Here is a 17,256-nt window from a genome sequence, read left to right on the forward strand (position 1 = left end):
CGAACGGCCGAGGCGGCGGCCAGGGAAGCGTGACTCGCCCCTACCGCCCAAGGAATTAGTGAGCCCAGGGAAAGGCAGAGGCCGCGGCCATGTTCTTACGCACGAGCTCGTCGCGCACCTGAGCCAGGCCCTGCTCCATACCCACCACATAGGTCTGCGGGTACAGGAAGCGCTTGAAAGCTGCGTCCAGATGGTCGAGCGCCCAAGCACAGCGCTCGCGCGCGTCCTGGATGCTCTCACGCGGAGCCACCGCACTGCCATCGCGCACGATCGGCACCAGCAGCTCGCGATACTCGAGTTCGGACACGTCGGTCACCAGGGCGGCATCGTTCACGGCCACAAGGGTATTGCCGCGCGCGGCGCCCTCCCCCGCCAGATGGTCCTCGTCGTAGATCATGTCGCAGACCGGGCCGCCAAAGCCGTCGTAATAACGGCGCACGCGTTGCACACCCGGGATCGTGCGCTTGTATGGCTGCTCAGAGAGCTTGACCACCGGCGTCCATGGATCTGCCTCGCTCGCACGGCGGGCGGAAAGCTTGTACACGCCGCCCAGCGCCGGCTGGTCATAGCAGGTCGCAAGCTTGGTACCCACGCCAAAGCTGTCGATGGGCGCGCCCTGGTCGAGCAGCGACTGAATCGTGTACTCATCCAAATCGTTAGAAACCGAGATCCCCACATAGGGCAGGCCCTCGGCATCAAAACGGCCGCGCACATACTTGGAGAGCTTGGCGAGGTCGCCGGAGTCGATGCGAATGGCCGACAGGCGCTCGCCCACCGCTTCCATCTCCTTGGCAACCGTAATGGCATGTTCACAGCCCTCGCGCACGTCATAGGTGTCGATGAGCAGCGTACAGTTCTTGGGGCTCGACTTGGCAAAGGCGCGGAAGGCCTCAAGCTCGGAATCGAAGCTCATCACCCAGCTGTGCGCATGCGTGCCAAAGACGGGAATACCGTAGCGGCGGCCGGCGAGCACATTGGACGTAGAGGAGCAGCCGGCAACGTAGCTCGCGCGCGCGACGGCCAAGCCGCCATCGGGACCCTGAGCGCGGCGCAGGCCAAACTCGGCAACGGGACGGCCGTCCGCCGCCAGCACCACGCGCGCCGTCTTGGTGGCGACAAGCGTCTGGAACCCAACGATGTTGAGCAGCGCCGTTTCGAGCAGCTGGCACTCCAGCGCGGGACCGGTGACGCGAACCATGGGTTCGCGCGGAAAGACGAGCTCGCCCTCGGGGACGGCGTCGATGTTTACATGTGCACGAAAATCGCGCAGGTAGTCGAGGAATGCAGGCTTGAACATCGCGCCGCCGGCCGGGGCCTGGAGTGAGGCGAGGTAGTCGATATCCTCGGGCGTAAAGCGCAGGTTCTCGACCAGCTCGGGCAGCTCGGCGGTGCCGCACATGACGGCATAGGCGCTGCCAAAGGGATGGTCGCGGTAAAACGCGGTAAAACAACCCTGCTCATTGGCCTTGCCGCTCTCCCACAGGCCCTGGGCCATAGTGAGCTCGTACAGATCGGTGAGCATTGCAATGTCGGTGGGATGAGAGATATCGGTCAAAGCCATGGGGCGACCTTTCGGATGCGTTGTGCAGAGGTTGAGGGTTGGCGAGGCGGGCGTGCGGGCATGGAGCCCAGCGCGAACAGGCTAGTGCAGAACCATGCTGGTCAGGATCGCGTAGCCCATAAAGATGACAAACGCGATGAGGGCAAGGACAATGATGATTTTTTGAGCCGGCGCCATGCCAGGGATCTCGTTCTCGCCCGTAGGCTCCTTGGAGGTAACCATGCGCTGGGCAAAGGTCATCTCGTCACGGCTCGGCTTGGGCTCGACGGGCTTGGAACGAGCGACCTTTTTAGGCTGAGGTTTAGGTGCGGTGGGCGCGGGCTTCGCGGCGGCGGGCTTGGGCGCGGGGGCGACGTTCGCGGCGGCCTCCTCGGCCTTCGCACGCTCGGCACGCAGGGCGGCCAGCTCCTCACGCTCGCGGCGTGCCTCTTCCTGGGCCTCGCGACGAGCTTTCTCGGCGCGGAGCTCTTCCAACTCGGCGCGTTCCTCGGCAGACAGTGGTTGGGACTCAAGCTTGGCCATGGTACAGCCCTTTCTTTTAAAAAAAGCCGCCGACACAATGTCAGCGGCTTATCAAATCCAAGGGTGGAGACGAAGGGAGTCGAACCCTCGGCCTCTGCCATGCGACGGCAGCGCTCTCCCAACTGAGCTACGTCCCCAAGACAAGTTGATATTTTACCTACGGCTCGCCAACTGTCAACGCCCAATACCCAGTCTTTTTGGGACGCGGCTATTTTGACAACTTTTCGAGCAGGCGATCCTCTCGATGATTTTTTAATCCCCGTCCCAGAAAAATCATCGGCGAGCGCACTACTTTGCGCTGGTGAGGACGCCGGTGGTGTCGAACGCCGGGGTGAAGCTCTCGTCTACCGCTCCGCCTTCTTGCCAAAACATCGTCGTAAAGCCCAGGTCGTCGGCATGGTCGAGCACCTGCTCGTACTCCTCGCGCGTCACGGCGCGCGCCAGGTCGCCGCCTTGTTCGCGCATGAGGGCATTGGGCGTGTACTGGTTCATGACCGAGATCGGCACGTCGCCCACCGTCTGCCACACCAGGTCCAACACGCGGCACGAATCGTCCGCATGCCCCGGCAGCACCAGATGACGCACGATTATGCCGCGCTTCATGAGCCCGTCCCCGTCTACCAGCTCTCCCCCGCGGCGCTCAATTTCGCGCGCCATCTGGGCCAGACCCGACACAGCCACGCGCGGGTAGTCCTTAATATGAGAGAGTGACTGCGCAAGCGCCGCATTGGCATACTTAAAGTCGGTAAGCCACACGTCGACCAAATCGCCGAGCGCCGCCACGGCACTCGCACGCTCATAACCGCTCGTGTTGTAGACGATTGGAATGACCAGTCCGCGCTCCCGAGCTGCGGCAATCGCGGCCGGCAGCAGGTGAGCATAATGCGTCGCCGTCACCAGATTGATGTTATTGGCACCTTGGTCCTGCAGCTCCAGCATAATCTCGACCAGGCGCTCGGGCGAAATCTCAAGCCCAAAATTGCCCGTCGAGATCTCGTGGTTCTGGCAATAGATACATTTGAGCGAGCAGCCGCTAAAGAAGATCGTGCCCGAACCGGCCTCGCCCGAGATAGGCGGCTCCTCCCACATATGAAGCGCCGCGCGGGCCACCTTGAGCGTGTCATCGGCGCCGCACACGCCACGCGCGCCCTCGTCGCGCGCCGCACCGCAACGGCGCGGACACAAATGACAGGCGGGCGAAAAAAGTTCGGTCAACGACGTCGGCATAAAAACATGCTCCAAAACAACGATTCAGCAGGTCAAACGTAAAGGGCCAGACCGCGTAGACGGCTCCGTCCCTAAGGCGCCGTAATCGTCCGACACGATTTTTGTAATGTCAAGACTGGAATCGACAAAGTGCCGCTTTATGATGTAGGTATTCCGCCCCCCGCGGAGCAACTGGGTGAACCGTCGCGTTTATTTAGGGAGCCCACACAGTCGTACCTAGTACAGGTATCCTTCGTTGTTAAGGACGCTGGAACAGTCGATGAGGGCACCCACCTGTTTTAGGTGGGTTCATTTTCGTAACGTGGGGGGTGGTTTTCTTTTGCCGAAAATCACCATTACAGTCCACATGGATCCCCGCCGGCATCCCGACAAGCCATCGACAACATCCCAATATCTGGTAAGCGCGTGATTATCGCTGCGTGCAATTCCATGCACCCCCCTTGGTCGAGTATCATGATTCGGCTATGCCCTTTGCGCATGGCGTTCTTCTGACCTTTCCCTTCGACGCTTGGCGGTTTTTAGATTCATGGCTTCATCCCCGAGCTACATACCGTACCTATGCGTGGCAGCGGCGGCCTTTATCACGACCTTCCTCACGGTGCCCCTGGTCAAGCGCTTGGCAATTAAGCTCGACGCCGTCGACTATCCTTCTAAGCGCCGCATCAACACCAAGCCCATCCCGCGTTTGGGCGGAACGGCGGTGTTTTTGGGCCTGGTCGTTGCCTGCATTGTGCAAATCCTAGGCACCTGGCACCTAGGCTGGCCGCCCGTCCTGGTGCCGCATCCGCGCCTTCACATTAGCTATCCCATGCTGGCGCTCTCCTTTACCGTCATCTTTGCGACCGGCGCTATCGACGACGTCATCCAGCTCAAGCCCAAGCAAAAGCTGGCCGGACAGGTCCTCGCTGCGCTCATCGCCTGCGTGGGTGGCCTGCGCATCGGCGTCATCGTCAACCCGTTTGCCCCCGGCGAAATCATGCTCGGATGGCTCGCCTACCCCATCACCGTGATCTATCTGGTGGCATTCACCAACATCATTAACCTCATCGACGGCCTCGACGGCTTGGCCACGGGCATCTGCGGCATCGCGTCGTTCACCATGTTTTCGATGGCCGTTCTCTCGGGCCGCATCGACGCCGCCGCGCTCTCCATTGCGCTCTTTGGCGCCTGTCTGGCCTTTTTGCGCTACAACTTCAACCCCGCAAGCATCTTCTTGGGCGACTCGGGGTCGCTGCTTCTGGGCTTTGCGCTGGGCTCCATCTCGCTACTCAACGTGAGCCGCACCGCCGCGCTCACCTCGCTTATCATCCCGCTCATCGTTGCCGGCGTGCCCATCATCGACACGTTTAGCGCCATCGTGCGCCGCAAGCGCGCCCACATTAGCATCGGGCAGGCCGACAAGGGCCACATCCACCACCGCCTGATCCAAGAGGGCTACAACCAAAAACAGGCAGTGCTCCTCATCTATGCCTGGTGCATCATGCTTTCGGCCGGCGCCGCCGCGATTAACCAGGTCGAGGTGCCCATGCGCGTGCTCATCTTTACCGTACTCGCCATTGGCTCGGCGGCCTTTGCCAAGCACCTGCACCTGTTTGAGCCCGTGCTGCGCCACCATTACAACAAGCGCACGCACGAGGACGAGCTCGTCACCCCCGACGATCCCGCCTTTAAGCAGGAGGAGCAGGCGGCAGAAGAACGCAGGGAGGAGCGCCACCACAGGCGCTAGGGTAAGCTGCCGAGGCTGCGCCCAGGCGCCGCCGGCCAAACGCGCAGCCACGCCGCGCCCATCGCACATGCCGCCGCTCTCCCGCCCCTCGCGTACTTACGCCCCGACCCTCCAATAAACGCGTTATCATCTTGACCCATGAACATACGTTAGGAGCAATCATGCCAAACGAGAACAGCTACGAAGTCGCGCTGCAAAAGAGCAACGCCATTCGCGAGGGCCTGGCCAAAACGCCCGAGAAGTTCACCATGCTCACCGGCGACCGCCCCACCGGCCGTCTGCACCTGGGTCACTACTTCGGCACCCTCAAGGGCCGTGTTGAGCTGCAGAACATGGGCGCCAAGACCAACGTGCTCATCGCCGACTACCAAGTCATCACTGACCGCGATACGACCGAGCACATCCAGGACAACGTGTACAACATGGTCATGGACTACCTTGCCTGCGGCATCGACCCCGACAAGACCATGATCTACGCGCACTCCGCCGTACCCGCCGCAAACCAGCTCATGCTGCCGTTCCTGTCGCTGGTCTCCGAGGCCGAGCTGGCGCGCAACCCCACGGTCAAGGCCGAGATGGAGGCCTCGGGCCACGAGCTCACCGGCCTTCTGCTCACCTACCCGGTGCACCAGGCCTGCGACATCCTGTTCTGCAAGGGCAATGTGGTGCCCGTCGGTCGCGACCAACTGCCGCACATCGAGCTCACCCGCACCATCGCCCGCCGCTTTAACAACCGTTACGGCAAGGTGTTCCCCGAGGTCGACGCGCTGCTGTCCGAGACCCCGCTGCTGCCCGGCCTGGACGGGCGCAAGATGAGCAAGAGCTACGGCAACGCCATTAACATCTCGATGACCGCCGAGGAGACGGCCAAGCGCATCAAGAAGAGCCAGACCGACTCCGAGCGCATGATCACGTTCGATCCCGAGAATCGCCCCGGCGTGTCCGGCCTGCTTTCAACCGCCGCCATCTGCACCGGCCGTTCCGAGGTCGAGATTGCCGAGGAGATTGGCATGGGCGGCTCCGGCCAGCTCAAGAAGTACGTGACCGAGGCCGTCAACGAGTACTTCGCGCCGATCCGCGAGCGTCGTCAGCGCTATGAGAACGATCTGGACTATGTGAAGGACGTGCTGCACGAGGGCAACCGTCGCGCCAACGAGATTGCCGAGCAGACCCTGGCCGAGGTTCAGGACGCCATGGGCATGGTGTACTAGGCAAAGCGCCTTCGCACAACATAGACGGTGAGGCTGAATCCTCACCGAAACAGGAACAGGCCCGCTGGCAGATAGTTGCCAGCGGGCCTGTTCCCGAAGTACACCGTTGAATCGCACAGAGGGGAGGAATGCGAATCAAACTCAACAGGGCAGGCTTTTTCATCGCCTATTGCCTGCTCCGTTGCTGAAAACAATATAGTTCACCGTGGTTTACTTTCTGACGGCAAAGTACGCCATCACACCTTCTCCATAAGTTAGCTCAGGTAAACTAAACCAACCACAAAGGGGACAGGCACATTTGTGGTGGGTTTGGCCACGGAAGAGCCGTTAGAGCCCTGCTGGCCAGCGACAGATGGCCAAGTCGACGTGCACGGGATCGGTAAATGCCACGCCCTCCCCCATTAAGAGCTCACGCTGAGCATCGGGTCCGCCAAAGGCGAAGCCCTCGCAAATGCGGCCATCGGCAAACACCACGCGATGACAGGGAATCTCGCCGGGGCGCGGATTGCTGTGCAGGGCATACCCCACGTACCGCGCACTTCGTGGACGACCGGCAAGCAGCGCCACCTGACCGTAGGTGGCGACCATCCCCTCGGGAATCTGCTCGACCACCTCGTACACCCGATCAAAAAAGCCCTCAGACGCCATTGCTCACTCCCTTCCACCCGGAATAGCATAAACCACCACAAAGGTGCCCGCCCTTTGTGGTGGTTTTGGCAGGTGGGCTAGTTAACGGGCTGGAAGAAGGCTACGGCTACGGCGCCGGGGCCTACATGGGTGCCGATGGTGGCGCCGATGGTGTGAACGGGCAGTTCGCCCTCGGTGTGGCCAGCCCACAGTGCCGCGCTGTCCTCGATATACTTCTTGAGCACCGCATCCGAAAGGCCCGTATAGCCGAGCGCCAGCGGCATGGAAAAGTCGATGCCGCCTGCCTTTTCGACCTTCTGGTTGAGCAGGTTACGGCCGTTCTTGGAACCGCGCGCCTTGCCCAGCTGCACGATCAGACCGTCCTCGGCAGCTACAACGGGCTTTACGTTGAGCAGCGTGCCCACGGCGCCGGCAGCAGCAGACAGGCGACCGCCGCGCACCAGGTACTCCAGCGTCTCGAGCAGACCAATAACCACCACGCGGTCACGGACGGCCTCGACAGCCGCCGCGATCTGGGCCGCGCCCTGGCCCTCGTCCACTAGGCGTAGGGCATACTCGACCAGCACGCGCTCACCCAGGGTAACGTTATTGCTATCAACCACATACACGTCGCCGCCCGGCGCCTCGGCAAGTGCGGTACGGGCGCTCTGATTGGTCCCCGAAAGTTTGGCACCCACGGTAATAATCACCGCCTCGTCGCCGGCCTCACGCGCCTCGGCAATCGCCTGCGAAAACGCGTACGGGTTGACCTGGCCGGTCTTGGGCAGCTCATCGCGCTCCACAAGCATCTCGTAAAAGCGCTGGTGATCGATGTCGATGCCATCCATATACACATCGGTGCCAAAGGTAACGGACAGCGGCAAAACACGCAGAGCGGGGTGCTCCGCCGGCGACATATCGCTTGCGGAATCGGTAATAATGCGGACGGACATAACAAATCCTTTCTTGCACAGGTCCCGCGTAGGGAATTTTGACAGCAATGCCCCGGCACGGCATACGCGCTCAAACGGGACGATGCAGTTTTTAATGGGAAGCAAATGCCTTGGCGGCCTTAGATCTCGCGCAGGGTGTTGAGAATCGTGCGCAGCGACGCATACATCTGCTCGCGCTGCTCCACACCCATAGCCTTACCGGTGGTATCGAGCACCTCGCGAATGATGCGGTCCGCCTCGCTCATGCTCTCGCCGCCTAGAGCGGTCAGGCGCACCGGAGCACGATACTTAACGGCGGCATCGCCCGAATCATCGACCTCGACGTAGCCGCCCTCCTCCAGATGCGCGAGCGTGCGCGAGACGGCAGCACGGGTCACGCCTGCCATGCGAGCCAGGTCAGCACCAGTCAGGCCGTCCTTGCTGCGCTCAAGATAGTACAGGCACATAACGTCGGAGCCCTTGAGGCCCAGCCTTGCGCCCTCGGATGTCTTAATGCGCTGGATCTCCTTGTAGAGCCCGCTGATCAGTCCGACAAAGTCCTCGAAACGTGTCTCGTCGTTCTGCTGCATGGGAGACGACCGCCTTTCGCTTGCATGATGCTAACGGGTAAACATCTTAGCCGCACAAGGCAACACCCATACCCAAATATCCCATTTGTTAACCCATCAACATAAAAACCACCACAAAGGGGACAGGCACCTTTGTGGTGGTTTGGGGCATCGAGTTTGATCCGCAGACTTCGCTACAGCTCCACGCAAGGATTGTCGCGGGTCACAAGCGTCTTAACGACAACCGTCGCTCCCAGATAGCGCTCGAGCAACTCAGCCAAGCGATCGATCGCGGCCTGGCAATCCCCCATCCGCTCGGGCTCCACACACTCAATCGCCAGGAACGCATCGGCCGAATCGTCGGACAGCGCCGTGCGAACGCCGTCGCGCCAGTTCCAGCAGCGGCACACGGCGCCCGCATCATCGATGTAGGCGAGCTCGCCGGGAAGCGTCGGGTCATCTGTCTCCTCGCCAAGCGGCAGAAATGAATCGCCACCGTCGGTCACCGCCAACCGCAGATCGCCCTCGATAGCATGTAGATCCTCGCCGCCAACGGGCAGCGCGTAGGTCAGCGACACCGTGTTGTAGATGTCCACCGCGGGCGTAATGTGGCCCACCGGTTTGCCCTTGAGCACGCGCTTGAGCAAGTTCTCGATCGAGCAGCGGGCGCCCTTTTTGGTCTTGAACAGCCGATAAGCCTCGCGCCATGCCTTGACCGGTGCGTTCTCGCTGATAGCATCGCTGGTCAGATGACGCTCCGCATCGATATTGGCGCGGTCGAGCAACGCCGCAATCGCACCCACGTCCTCTTGAGGAATCTGAGCCGCGGGCTTCATGCCCTTTACGACCACAACACCGACAGCCGCCTGCGGAAATAGCTCCCAAAACGAATCCTCGGCAACGAAACTCTTCATGTGCTCTCCCTTCATAGCATGCGCCCGAGCCCGGGTGCCTAAACAAAAAGCGCCCTTACGACGGCCACCTTCAAAGTCCTACGGTGCCGCCACAAGAGCGCTTACGCTGCCCCCATCCGGAGAAGGGAGCGATATGTCAGGCGTATTGTAACCCGAGTCATCCGCGCGAGTAAAACCACCACAAAGGCGCCTGTCCCCTTTATGGTGGTTTTGGGTCTGAAGCAACGTTAGTGTCGGAGTCCCAGCAGGCCGCGGCCGCGATGACGGACGTCGGCGTGCACCTGAGCGTGCGGACCGGCGGCCTTGACGGACTCGGGCAGGTGCGAGTACTTCTTCTCGAAGTTCTCCTCGAACATCACCGCCAGATTGTGCGCGGCCTCGTCATAGCGCGCGGTGCTCTGCCAGTACTGGCGCGGCACCAGGATGCCGTCGGGCACACCGTGGCACGTCGTGGGAATGTCGACGTTAAAGATATCGTCGTGGACGAACTCGCTGTCCTCGATGGTGCCGTCGAGGGCGCGCGCGACCAGGGCGCGCGTGTAGGCCAGCTCAATGCGATGGCCAACGCCGTAGCCGCCGCCGATCCAGCCGGTGTTGACAAGGTACACACGCGTGCGGCCGTCGGCGATGCGCTCACCGAGCATCTTAGCGTAGACCATGGGGTCGAGCGGCATAAACGGCTCGCCGAACAGCGAAGAGAACGTGGGCGTGGGCTCGGTGACGCCGACCTCGGTGCCGGGGATCTTGGCCGTAAAGCCCGTCACAAAGTGATACATGGCGGCGTCGGCCGTCAGGCGCGAGATGGGCGGCAGCACGCCAAAGGCATCGCAGGTCAGGAAGAGCACGACGCTTGGAGTGGTGCCCATGCCCTTGGTCCACGCGTTGGGAATGTGCTCCACAGGGTATGCCACGCGCGTGTTGTGCGTGATCGAGATGTCGTCGTAGTTGGGCTTGCGGTTCTCGTCGAGCACCACGTTTTCGCAGATCGCGCCAAAGCGGACAGCGTTGAAGATCTCGGGCTCGTGGAACGCGTCCAGGCCCTCGCATTTGGCGTAGCAGCCACCTTCGATGTTGAAGATGCCCATGTCGGACCAACCGTGCTCGTCGTCGCCGATCAGCAGGCGCGTGGGGTTGGCCGAAAGCGTGGTCTTGCCGGTGCCGGAGAGGCCAAAGAACACGGCGGTCTCATGCGTGACGGGGTCCATACTGGCCGAGCAATGCATGGGCAGCACGTCGTCCTCGACGGGCAGCAGGTAATTCATGACGCTGAAAATGGACTTTTTGATCTCGCCGGAGTAGCCGGTGCCGGCGACCAGAATCACGCGCTCCTGGAAGTTAATGACCACGGCGGCGCTGGAGTTGAGGCCCTTGATGGCGGGATCGCACTGGTAGCCCGGCGCGGCGAGCACGCAGAAGTCCGGCTCACCGGTGCGCGCGATTTCGCGGGCGAGCGGGCGAGCGAGCATCTGCTTAATAAAGAGTGCCTGGCTGGCACGCTCGCAGGCAACGAGCAGTCGACGCGTGTGGTTGCGGTCGGCGCCGGCCATGCCGCGGGTGACGAACACATCGCGCTCGTTGAGATAGTCGACGATGCCGGCCTTGATGGCCTCGTAGCTCTCGACAGACAGCGGGCGGTTGACGGCACCCCAGGCAATCTTGTCGTGAACATCGGGGGTGTCAACGATAAAGCGGTCATTAGGCGAGCGGCCAGTGCGCTCCCCCGTCTCGATCACCAGCGCGCCGTTGGAGGCCATACGACCTTCGTTGCGACGGATGGCGTGCTCGACGAGCTCGGCTGCCGGCAGGTCGACCAGCAGGCGGGGCTGGTTCTCGGCAGGATCTTCGACCAGCGTAATGCCAAAGTTGGACAGAACTTCTGCAGGGGTAACACCTGGCATGGGGCCTCCTTTAAAAGCGCGACACGTGGACGAGGCGCGCACTTTACTCACGTAAAGCCCGTTGTACCCGATATGCAAAAACGTTTTTGCGGCAACGGCGAAGCGCCCGCCCAACGGTCAAAAATCGCACGCAAGCGGCCTAGTCGTTAGGGACACTCTTGAACAGGCAACAACCAAGGAGCGACCCCGGATGCCGGCACTTAGGGACGTTCCCAAAGTGCCGGCACATAAGGAACGTCCCCAAATGCCGTCTACTGAATGGCGCCGCCGAAATTATCGAACAACCTGTTCAAAAACACGAACGAACACCGTCGCGTCTATACTAGAGCGCAGCAATAGAAAGGACTCCGCTTTGAGCATCACGCCCATCGATAGCATTCGCCGCGCCATCGCCCGCCGCAATGGCGTCGCCGACCCCACCGTATCGGACGGGGCGCACGGGCAGGGCGGACGCATCGAGAACGGCCTGTTCCCCGCATCGCACACCGCCGAGGAGCTCGCACGAATCCAAGAGCTAAGCCAGCGTAACGCCGGCGGTCCCGACAGCAGCCAGGCCACACGCCGTCGCCGCGAGCGCAATCGCCAGCCCGGCCCCATCCACCGCATGGTCAATGCCTGGTGGAACCGCCTGCTCGGAGCCGTCTACGGCGGCGGCTTCTCCACGCAAGAAGCCGAGTACGAAGATCACGCCACCCGTCGCGACTACCTTTGGAATACCCTGGGCACCGCCGTGTGGGGCATGGCGTTTCCGTTGCTCACCATCGTGTCCACACAGCTCGTGGGCGCCGAGGAAGCCGGTAAGTTCTCCATCGCCTTTGTCACCGGCACGCTCATCATGATCGCGTGCAACTACGGCGTGCGCAATTTCCAGGTCTCGGACATCGACGAAAAGACGTCCTTTGCCTCTTACCAGCTCAACCGCTGGATCTGCGGAGCGCTCGCGCTGGCATGCGGCCTGGTATACAGCAGCGCCCGCGGCTACGATGCGCAGATGGCCACAATCGGCCTGGGCGTCTACCTGTATAAGGTGATCGACGGCATTGCCGACGTGTACGAGGGCCGCCTGCAGCAGGCCGACAAACTCTACCTGGCCGGCATGAGCCAAACGCTACGATCCGTCGGCGTCATCGCGGTCTTTAGCGTGGCACTGTTCCTCACGCGCAGCATGCCCATCGCCGCCATGGCCATGGGCATCGCCGCGATCGCCTCGCTCGTGCTGGTCACCGCGCCGCTCGCCCTGCTCGAAACCGAAAAATCGCGCCGTATGAGTCTGCGCGAGGCTGGTCACCTGTTTATCCAGTGCGCCCCGCTCTTTGGCGCGCTGTTCCTGTTCAACCTCATCGAGAGCATGCCCAAGTTTGTGATGGAGGGCACGCTGGCCTACAAGTATCAGCTGTACTTTAATGCCCTGTTCTTTCCGGCGCAGGCCATTTTGTTGAGCATTGGATTTATCTATAAACCGCAGCTCCTGCGTTTGTCGAGCATTTGGGCTAATCCTCGCAAGCGTCGTCGCTTTGACCTGATTATTGTTGCCGTTATGGCACTGATCGTGGTCATCACCAGCGTGTGCGCCGCATTTATGGCAGGTCCCGGTATTCCCCTCATGAGCTTCATGTACGGCCTCAATTTTGAGCGCTACCGCACGCTGGCACTGCTGATGGTTGTCGCCGGCGGCGTCACCGCGGCCATCGACTTTCTCTACGCCATCATCACGGTGCTGTGCCATGCCGGCGACGTCACCAAAATCTACCTGATCTGCTTCGCCGTAAGCGTAGTGCTGCCGGTGATCCTGATCAACCTGCTGGGTCTGATGGGCGCCGTGGTGAGCTACCTAGCCATCATGGCCCTACTCCTGGTGCTACTGATTATCGAGTACCGCCGCATCCGCCAACGCATCGAACGCGACCGCAACCCATACGGCGTATAACGCCCACCTTGGTACATTGGGGAAAGAAACGTCGATGTTTTGGCGCCAACCTCTTGCGCCGTTATTCCCCGGGGCGAATATTCGCGTAGAACTCCGCCCCATCATCGAGCCGCAGGATACCGACGCGGCCGAACTCGGAGCCGGTGGCGGCGGCGCAGTCGATATCGATGCGATCGGGCACGCCGGCGGTATCCTCGCCACCCAGGCGCACAATCTGCCCGCGGCCCGACTCCTCATCGAGCCCCGCAAGACCACCGACCTCGCAATAGCGCCCAAGCGACACCGTTGGCGTGTGACCGCTCACCACGACCGGACCCTTGCCCTCGGCAGAAAGCAGCCCGGTCGGCGCATCCCAATAGCCGTGACGAATCCACAGCAGGTCATCGGCCGACTGCACCGCGAGCATCTGCTGCAGCAGCTCGCGATCGGCACCCACCGCTCCAACGCCATCGGCACAATCGACGCCATGCTCAAGCAAAAATGCGCGCGCCGCCTTCATCTCGATTCCAGCATGTACCAGCAGATACGGGCGCTCCTCGGTCTCGGCCACCGCGTAGAGCGGCAGCGCGGCCATCCATCGCACGAGCTCCTCGTATGCCTCAAATTCCATGTCGTTGAGCTGCTCGCGCGTCGTCCAGCCACCGTTGATATCCCAGGTCTCGGCATCGAGCGGATCCTGGCCAATGATGGCATCGAGCATGATCTGTTCGTGATTGCCCTTGAGCACGCGGGCGTTGGGCAGCGAGCGCACGAGCTTAATAACACCGACAGGATCGGGCCCGCGATCGATCATGTCGCCCAGCACGTACAGCGTGTCGTCGGACGTCAACGAGATCTTAGACAGGGCCTCGTCAAGCGCACGCACGTGCCCGTGAGCATCAGATGTCACATAGATCGCCATGGTACGCCTCTCCTTGCATTGCGGTCTAAGCCCGGCGCCGCAACTAAAACTTCAAGTTGAACTTAAACGTTACCCATTGTACTCCGTTGCAATAAAGCTGGAAAGGGTTTCCGAGCAGAGGCAAAGACGGAAGCCGTCTATGACGATATCGCGCACGCCCGCAATCCAACCCCATAAACCCACCATCTTTGGGTACAAATAACCGCAGACAACTGACCGTGCCACGCCAACCACCCAGGAGCGGACACCATCCATGAACCAGATACTTCTCTTTATCGGCCTCGTCATCATTTTGTGCCTGACCATTAAACCCGTCGGCAAAAAGCTCCCCTTCCCCACCCTGCTCATCTTTATCGCACTCGGCATGCTGCTGGGCGTCAACGGCCCGGCTCACATCGACTTTAGCGACTACGCGCTCACCGAAACCGTCTGCAGCACGGCGCTGCTGTTCATCATGTTCTACGGCGGTTTTAACACCAACATCGACCGTGCCAAGCCCGTCGCCGCGCCTGCGGTGCTGCTGAGCACGCTCGGCGTCGTCATCACCGCAGGCATCACCGGCGTGTTCGCCCACTTTGTGCTGGGCTTCGACTGGATCGGCGGCCTGCTGCTGGGATCGGTCGTGGCGTCCACCGACGCGGCCAGCGTCTTTAGCGTTCTGCGCGAGCACAGCCTTTCGCTGAGGGGCGGCACCGACTCGCTGCTCGAGGTCGAATCGGGCTCCAACGACCCCGTCGCCTACATGCTCACTGCCGTGCTCGCGACCCTCGCGGCGGGCGGCGACATTAACATTCCCGTGCTGCTGACCAAGCAGATCATCCTGGGCGTGGGGTTGGGCCTTGCCATCGGCTGGACATCCAGCCGTCTGATTGAGCGCGCACACGCAACGGCCGAAGGCGCGCAGACCATCTTCTTGTTCGCCGTGGCCATCGTCGCCTACGCGCTGCCGAGCTACCTGGGCGGCAATGGCTTTTTGGCCGTATACCTTGCAGGCATTGTGCTGGGCGCAAGCGACATCACCGGTAAGGTCGAGATGGCGCACTTCTTCGACACCCTCACCGAGATGGCAGAGATGACCATCTTCTTCTTGCTCGGCCTGCTCGTAACGCCCGCACGCCTGCCGCAGATGCTGCTGCCGGGCCTGGCGCTCATGGCGTTCATGCTCTTCGTGAGCCGCCCCATCGCCGTCGGCGTGCTCCTAGCGCCCTTTAAGACGAATCCCAGCCAGGTCGCGCTCGTAAGCTGGGCGGGCCTGCGCGGAGCAGCTTCGGTCGTCTTTAGTCTCTTTGCCGTGGTGGCCGGCGTTCCCGGCGGACACGACCTATTTGACCTGGTGTTTGTGATTGCCGCGTCGAGCATCGTGGTGCAGGGCTCGCTGCTGCCGGCGGTGGCGAAGAAACTCGATATGATCGATGCGACCGGCGACGTGCGCCGCACCTTTAACGACTACCGCGACGAGGACGGCATGTCGTTTGTAAAGCTCAAGGTGGGCGCTGGCCATCCGTTTGCCGGACGCTCGCTCGCGGACATTGGCAGCGCGACGGACATGCTCGTGGTCCTGGTGCTGCGCGACGGGGCGCATCCGGTACTGCCCAATGGCGACACCGTGATCCAGGAAGGCGATCTGCTGGTGATGGCCGCCCCAACGTTCGAAGAGCGTGCCGAGGTTACGCTGCGCGAGGTCACCGTGACTCCCCACGGTCGCCTGGCCGGTCAGCGCCTGCGCGATGTGCCGCAAGGCAAGCATCCGTTTATTGTAGTGATGCTCAAGCGCGACGGCCAAACGATCATTCCCGACGGCGACACCCTCATATACGCCGGCGACGAAGCCGTCATCGCCACGCTCGCGTCGTAGCGGCCAGGGGTTAGCTAATTTGCGACGAAGAAATCAAGCGCCTAGAGAACCTCATGCCTTCGCTCGCAGATTTGGATTTGCCCGAGGAGTAAAGCACCCCTCCCCCATGTAACCATCCTGTAAATCATAGCGGCGCACTCGGGTTTTGCTGTGATTCGGTCGCGCCTGACGCTCCACTGTGCTAAAGTATCCCGAACGTTCAAACGACTACGAGGGGGAACTAGAAGATGGCACGTGTGCACAACTTCTCAGCTGGCCCGGCCGCGCTGCCTACAAGCGTGCTCGCCGAGATCGCCGACGAGATGATGGACTACCGCGGTTGCGGCATGTCCGTGCTCGAGATGAGCCATCGATCTAGCATGTACCAGCAGATCATCGACGACGCCGAGGCAACCCTGCGCCGCCTGCTGAGCATCCCCGACAACTACCGTGTCCTGTTTTTGCAAGGCGGCGCCACGCTGCAGTTTGCGGGCATCCCCATGAACCTCATGCGCCGCGGCCGCGCCGGCTACGTCGTGACCGGCAACTTTGCCAACAAGGCGTACAAGGAGGCCGCCAAGTACGGCGAGGCCGTGCTGCTCGCGAGCTCCGAGGACACCAACTTCGACCGCATTCCCACCATGGCCGACATCAACGTGCGCATTGCCGCCGAGGCCGCGGGCGACGGGCTCGACTACGTCTACATCTGCCAGAACAACACTATCTTTGGCACCATGTACCACGAGCTGCCCGATTGCGGCGACGTACCGCTGGTCGCCGATGTCTCGAGCTGCTTTCTGTCGCAGCCGCTCGACGTTGAGCGCTACGGGCTCATTTACGCCGGCGCGCAAAAAAACGCCGGCGCCGCGGGCGTGACCGTGGTCATCGTGCGCGAAGACCTCATCGCCGAAGGCCCCGCCTTTGCGCAGACGCCGCAGTACCTGAACCTCAAGACCCAAGCCGCCAAGGGCTCCATGCTCAACACGCCCAACACCTTTGGCATCTACGTGTGCGGCAAGGTGTTCCACTGGGTCGAGCAAAGCGGCGGACTTGCCGCCATGGCCGAGCGCAACTGGGCCAAGGCCAACCTGCTCTACGACCTGCTCGAGCACAGCGAGCTGTTCCATGGCACCACGCAGGCCGACAGCCGCTCCATCGCCAACGTCACCTTCCGCACCGGCGACGCCGAGCTCGATGCGACCTTTGTTGCAGGCGCGGCCGAGCACCAGATTCAAAACGTCAAGGGCCATCGCCTGGTGGGCGGCATGCGCGCCAGCGTCTACAACGCCGTAACCATGGAAGACGTGCAGGCCCTGGCCTCGTACATGAAGGACTTCGAAGCGCAGCATAGTTTGAGTCCGCGATCTAACTAGCCCGCAACCCGCGGGCCGACCAGCCACTTCAAAC

14 protein-coding genes and 1 tRNA gene are annotated in these 17,256 nt (G+C 61.7%); 5 read left to right on the top strand and 10 right to left on the bottom strand.

The annotated features are described in order from the left end of the window. Positions 1-55 precede the first annotated feature (55 nt). The 4 genes from OIL88_07815 to OIL88_07830 all read right to left on the bottom strand — a co-directional run bounded on the left by OIL88_07815 (position 56) and on the right by OIL88_07830 (position 3,310). Positions 56-1,561 carry a nicotinate phosphoribosyltransferase gene (locus tag OIL88_07815; protein HJI72263.1) on the bottom strand — a complete coding sequence of 502 codons (1,506 nt, stop codon included), beginning with the start codon at positions 1,559-1,561 and terminating at the stop codon, positions 56-58. A gap of 81 nt (positions 1,562-1,642) precedes the next feature. After that, complete coding sequence (locus OIL88_07820) at positions 1,643-2,083, bottom strand: hypothetical protein (GenBank protein ID HJI72264.1); 441 nt, start codon at positions 2,081-2,083, stop codon at positions 1,643-1,645. Positions 2,084-2,147: 64 nt separating this feature from the next. Then, positions 2,148-2,220, bottom strand: a tRNA-Ala gene (locus tag OIL88_07825). 151 nt (positions 2,221-2,371) lie between these two features. Beyond that, the gene (locus tag OIL88_07830) at positions 2,372-3,310 is read right to left on the bottom strand and encodes a radical SAM protein (GenBank protein ID HJI72265.1); all 939 of its coding nucleotides are present in this window, start codon (positions 3,308-3,310) and stop codon (positions 2,372-2,374) included. Between the two features lie 526 nt (positions 3,311-3,836). Here OIL88_07830 and OIL88_07835 point away from each other — a divergent pair. Then, positions 3,837-5,036 carry an undecaprenyl/decaprenyl-phosphate alpha-N-acetylglucosaminyl 1-phosphate transferase gene (locus OIL88_07835; protein HJI72266.1) on the top strand — a complete coding sequence of 400 codons (1,200 nt, stop codon included), beginning with the start codon at positions 3,837-3,839 and terminating at the stop codon, positions 5,034-5,036. 161 nt (positions 5,037-5,197) lie between these two features. Continuing rightward, positions 5,198-6,247 carry a tryptophan--tRNA ligase gene (gene trpS, locus OIL88_07840; protein HJI72267.1) on the top strand — a complete coding sequence of 350 codons (1,050 nt, stop codon included), beginning with the start codon at positions 5,198-5,200 and terminating at the stop codon, positions 6,245-6,247. 327 nt (positions 6,248-6,574) lie between these two features. On the opposite strand, the gene OIL88_07845 is transcribed toward trpS, so the two are convergent. From OIL88_07845 to pckA, 5 genes are all read right to left on the bottom strand, one after another. Then, positions 6,575-6,895, bottom strand: coding sequence for an MGMT family protein (locus OIL88_07845; protein ID HJI72268.1), 321 nt, complete (start codon positions 6,893-6,895; stop codon positions 6,575-6,577). Positions 6,896-6,972: 77 nt separating this feature from the next. Further along, positions 6,973-7,827, bottom strand: coding sequence for a DegV family protein (locus OIL88_07850; protein HJI72269.1), 855 nt, complete (start codon positions 7,825-7,827; stop codon positions 6,973-6,975). A gap of 119 nt (positions 7,828-7,946) precedes the next feature. Next, on the bottom strand, positions 7,947-8,396 hold the full coding sequence (locus OIL88_07855; GenBank protein HJI72270.1) for a MarR family transcriptional regulator: 450 nt from the start codon (positions 8,394-8,396) through the stop codon (positions 7,947-7,949). Between the two features lie 173 nt (positions 8,397-8,569). Next, complete coding sequence (locus OIL88_07860) at positions 8,570-9,289, bottom strand: phenylalanine--tRNA ligase beta subunit-related protein (protein HJI72271.1); 720 nt, start codon at positions 9,287-9,289, stop codon at positions 8,570-8,572. 227 nt (positions 9,290-9,516) lie between these two features. Then, positions 9,517-11,187, bottom strand: a complete 1,671-nt coding sequence (gene pckA, locus OIL88_07865; GenBank protein HJI72272.1) for a phosphoenolpyruvate carboxykinase (ATP) — start codon at positions 11,185-11,187, stop codon at positions 9,517-9,519. Between the two features lie 352 nt (positions 11,188-11,539). Between pckA and OIL88_07870 the strand changes: the two genes are divergently transcribed. Next, complete coding sequence (locus OIL88_07870; GenBank protein HJI72273.1) at positions 11,540-13,114, top strand: lipopolysaccharide biosynthesis protein; 1,575 nt, start codon at positions 11,540-11,542, stop codon at positions 13,112-13,114. A gap of 61 nt (positions 13,115-13,175) precedes the next feature. Here OIL88_07870 and OIL88_07875 read toward each other — a convergent pair whose 3' ends face one another. Beyond that, the gene (locus OIL88_07875; GenBank protein ID HJI72274.1) at positions 13,176-14,015 is read right to left on the bottom strand and encodes a serine/threonine protein phosphatase; all 840 of its coding nucleotides are present in this window, start codon (positions 14,013-14,015) and stop codon (positions 13,176-13,178) included. A gap of 253 nt (positions 14,016-14,268) precedes the next feature. Here OIL88_07875 and OIL88_07880 point away from each other — a divergent pair, with 253 nt between their 5' ends. After that, positions 14,269-15,870: a potassium/proton antiporter gene (locus tag OIL88_07880; GenBank protein HJI72275.1), complete on the top strand. Its 1,602-nt coding sequence runs from the start codon at positions 14,269-14,271 to the stop codon at positions 15,868-15,870. 227 nt (positions 15,871-16,097) lie between these two features. After that, on the top strand, positions 16,098-17,222 hold the full coding sequence (gene serC / locus OIL88_07885; GenBank protein ID HJI72276.1) for a 3-phosphoserine/phosphohydroxythreonine transaminase: 1,125 nt from the start codon (positions 16,098-16,100) through the stop codon (positions 17,220-17,222). Positions 17,223-17,256: the final 34 nt, after the last annotated feature.

It is taken from the genome of Coriobacteriaceae bacterium (assembly GCA_025992855.1).
Classification (GTDB): domain Bacteria; phylum Actinomycetota; class Coriobacteriia; order Coriobacteriales; family Coriobacteriaceae; genus Collinsella.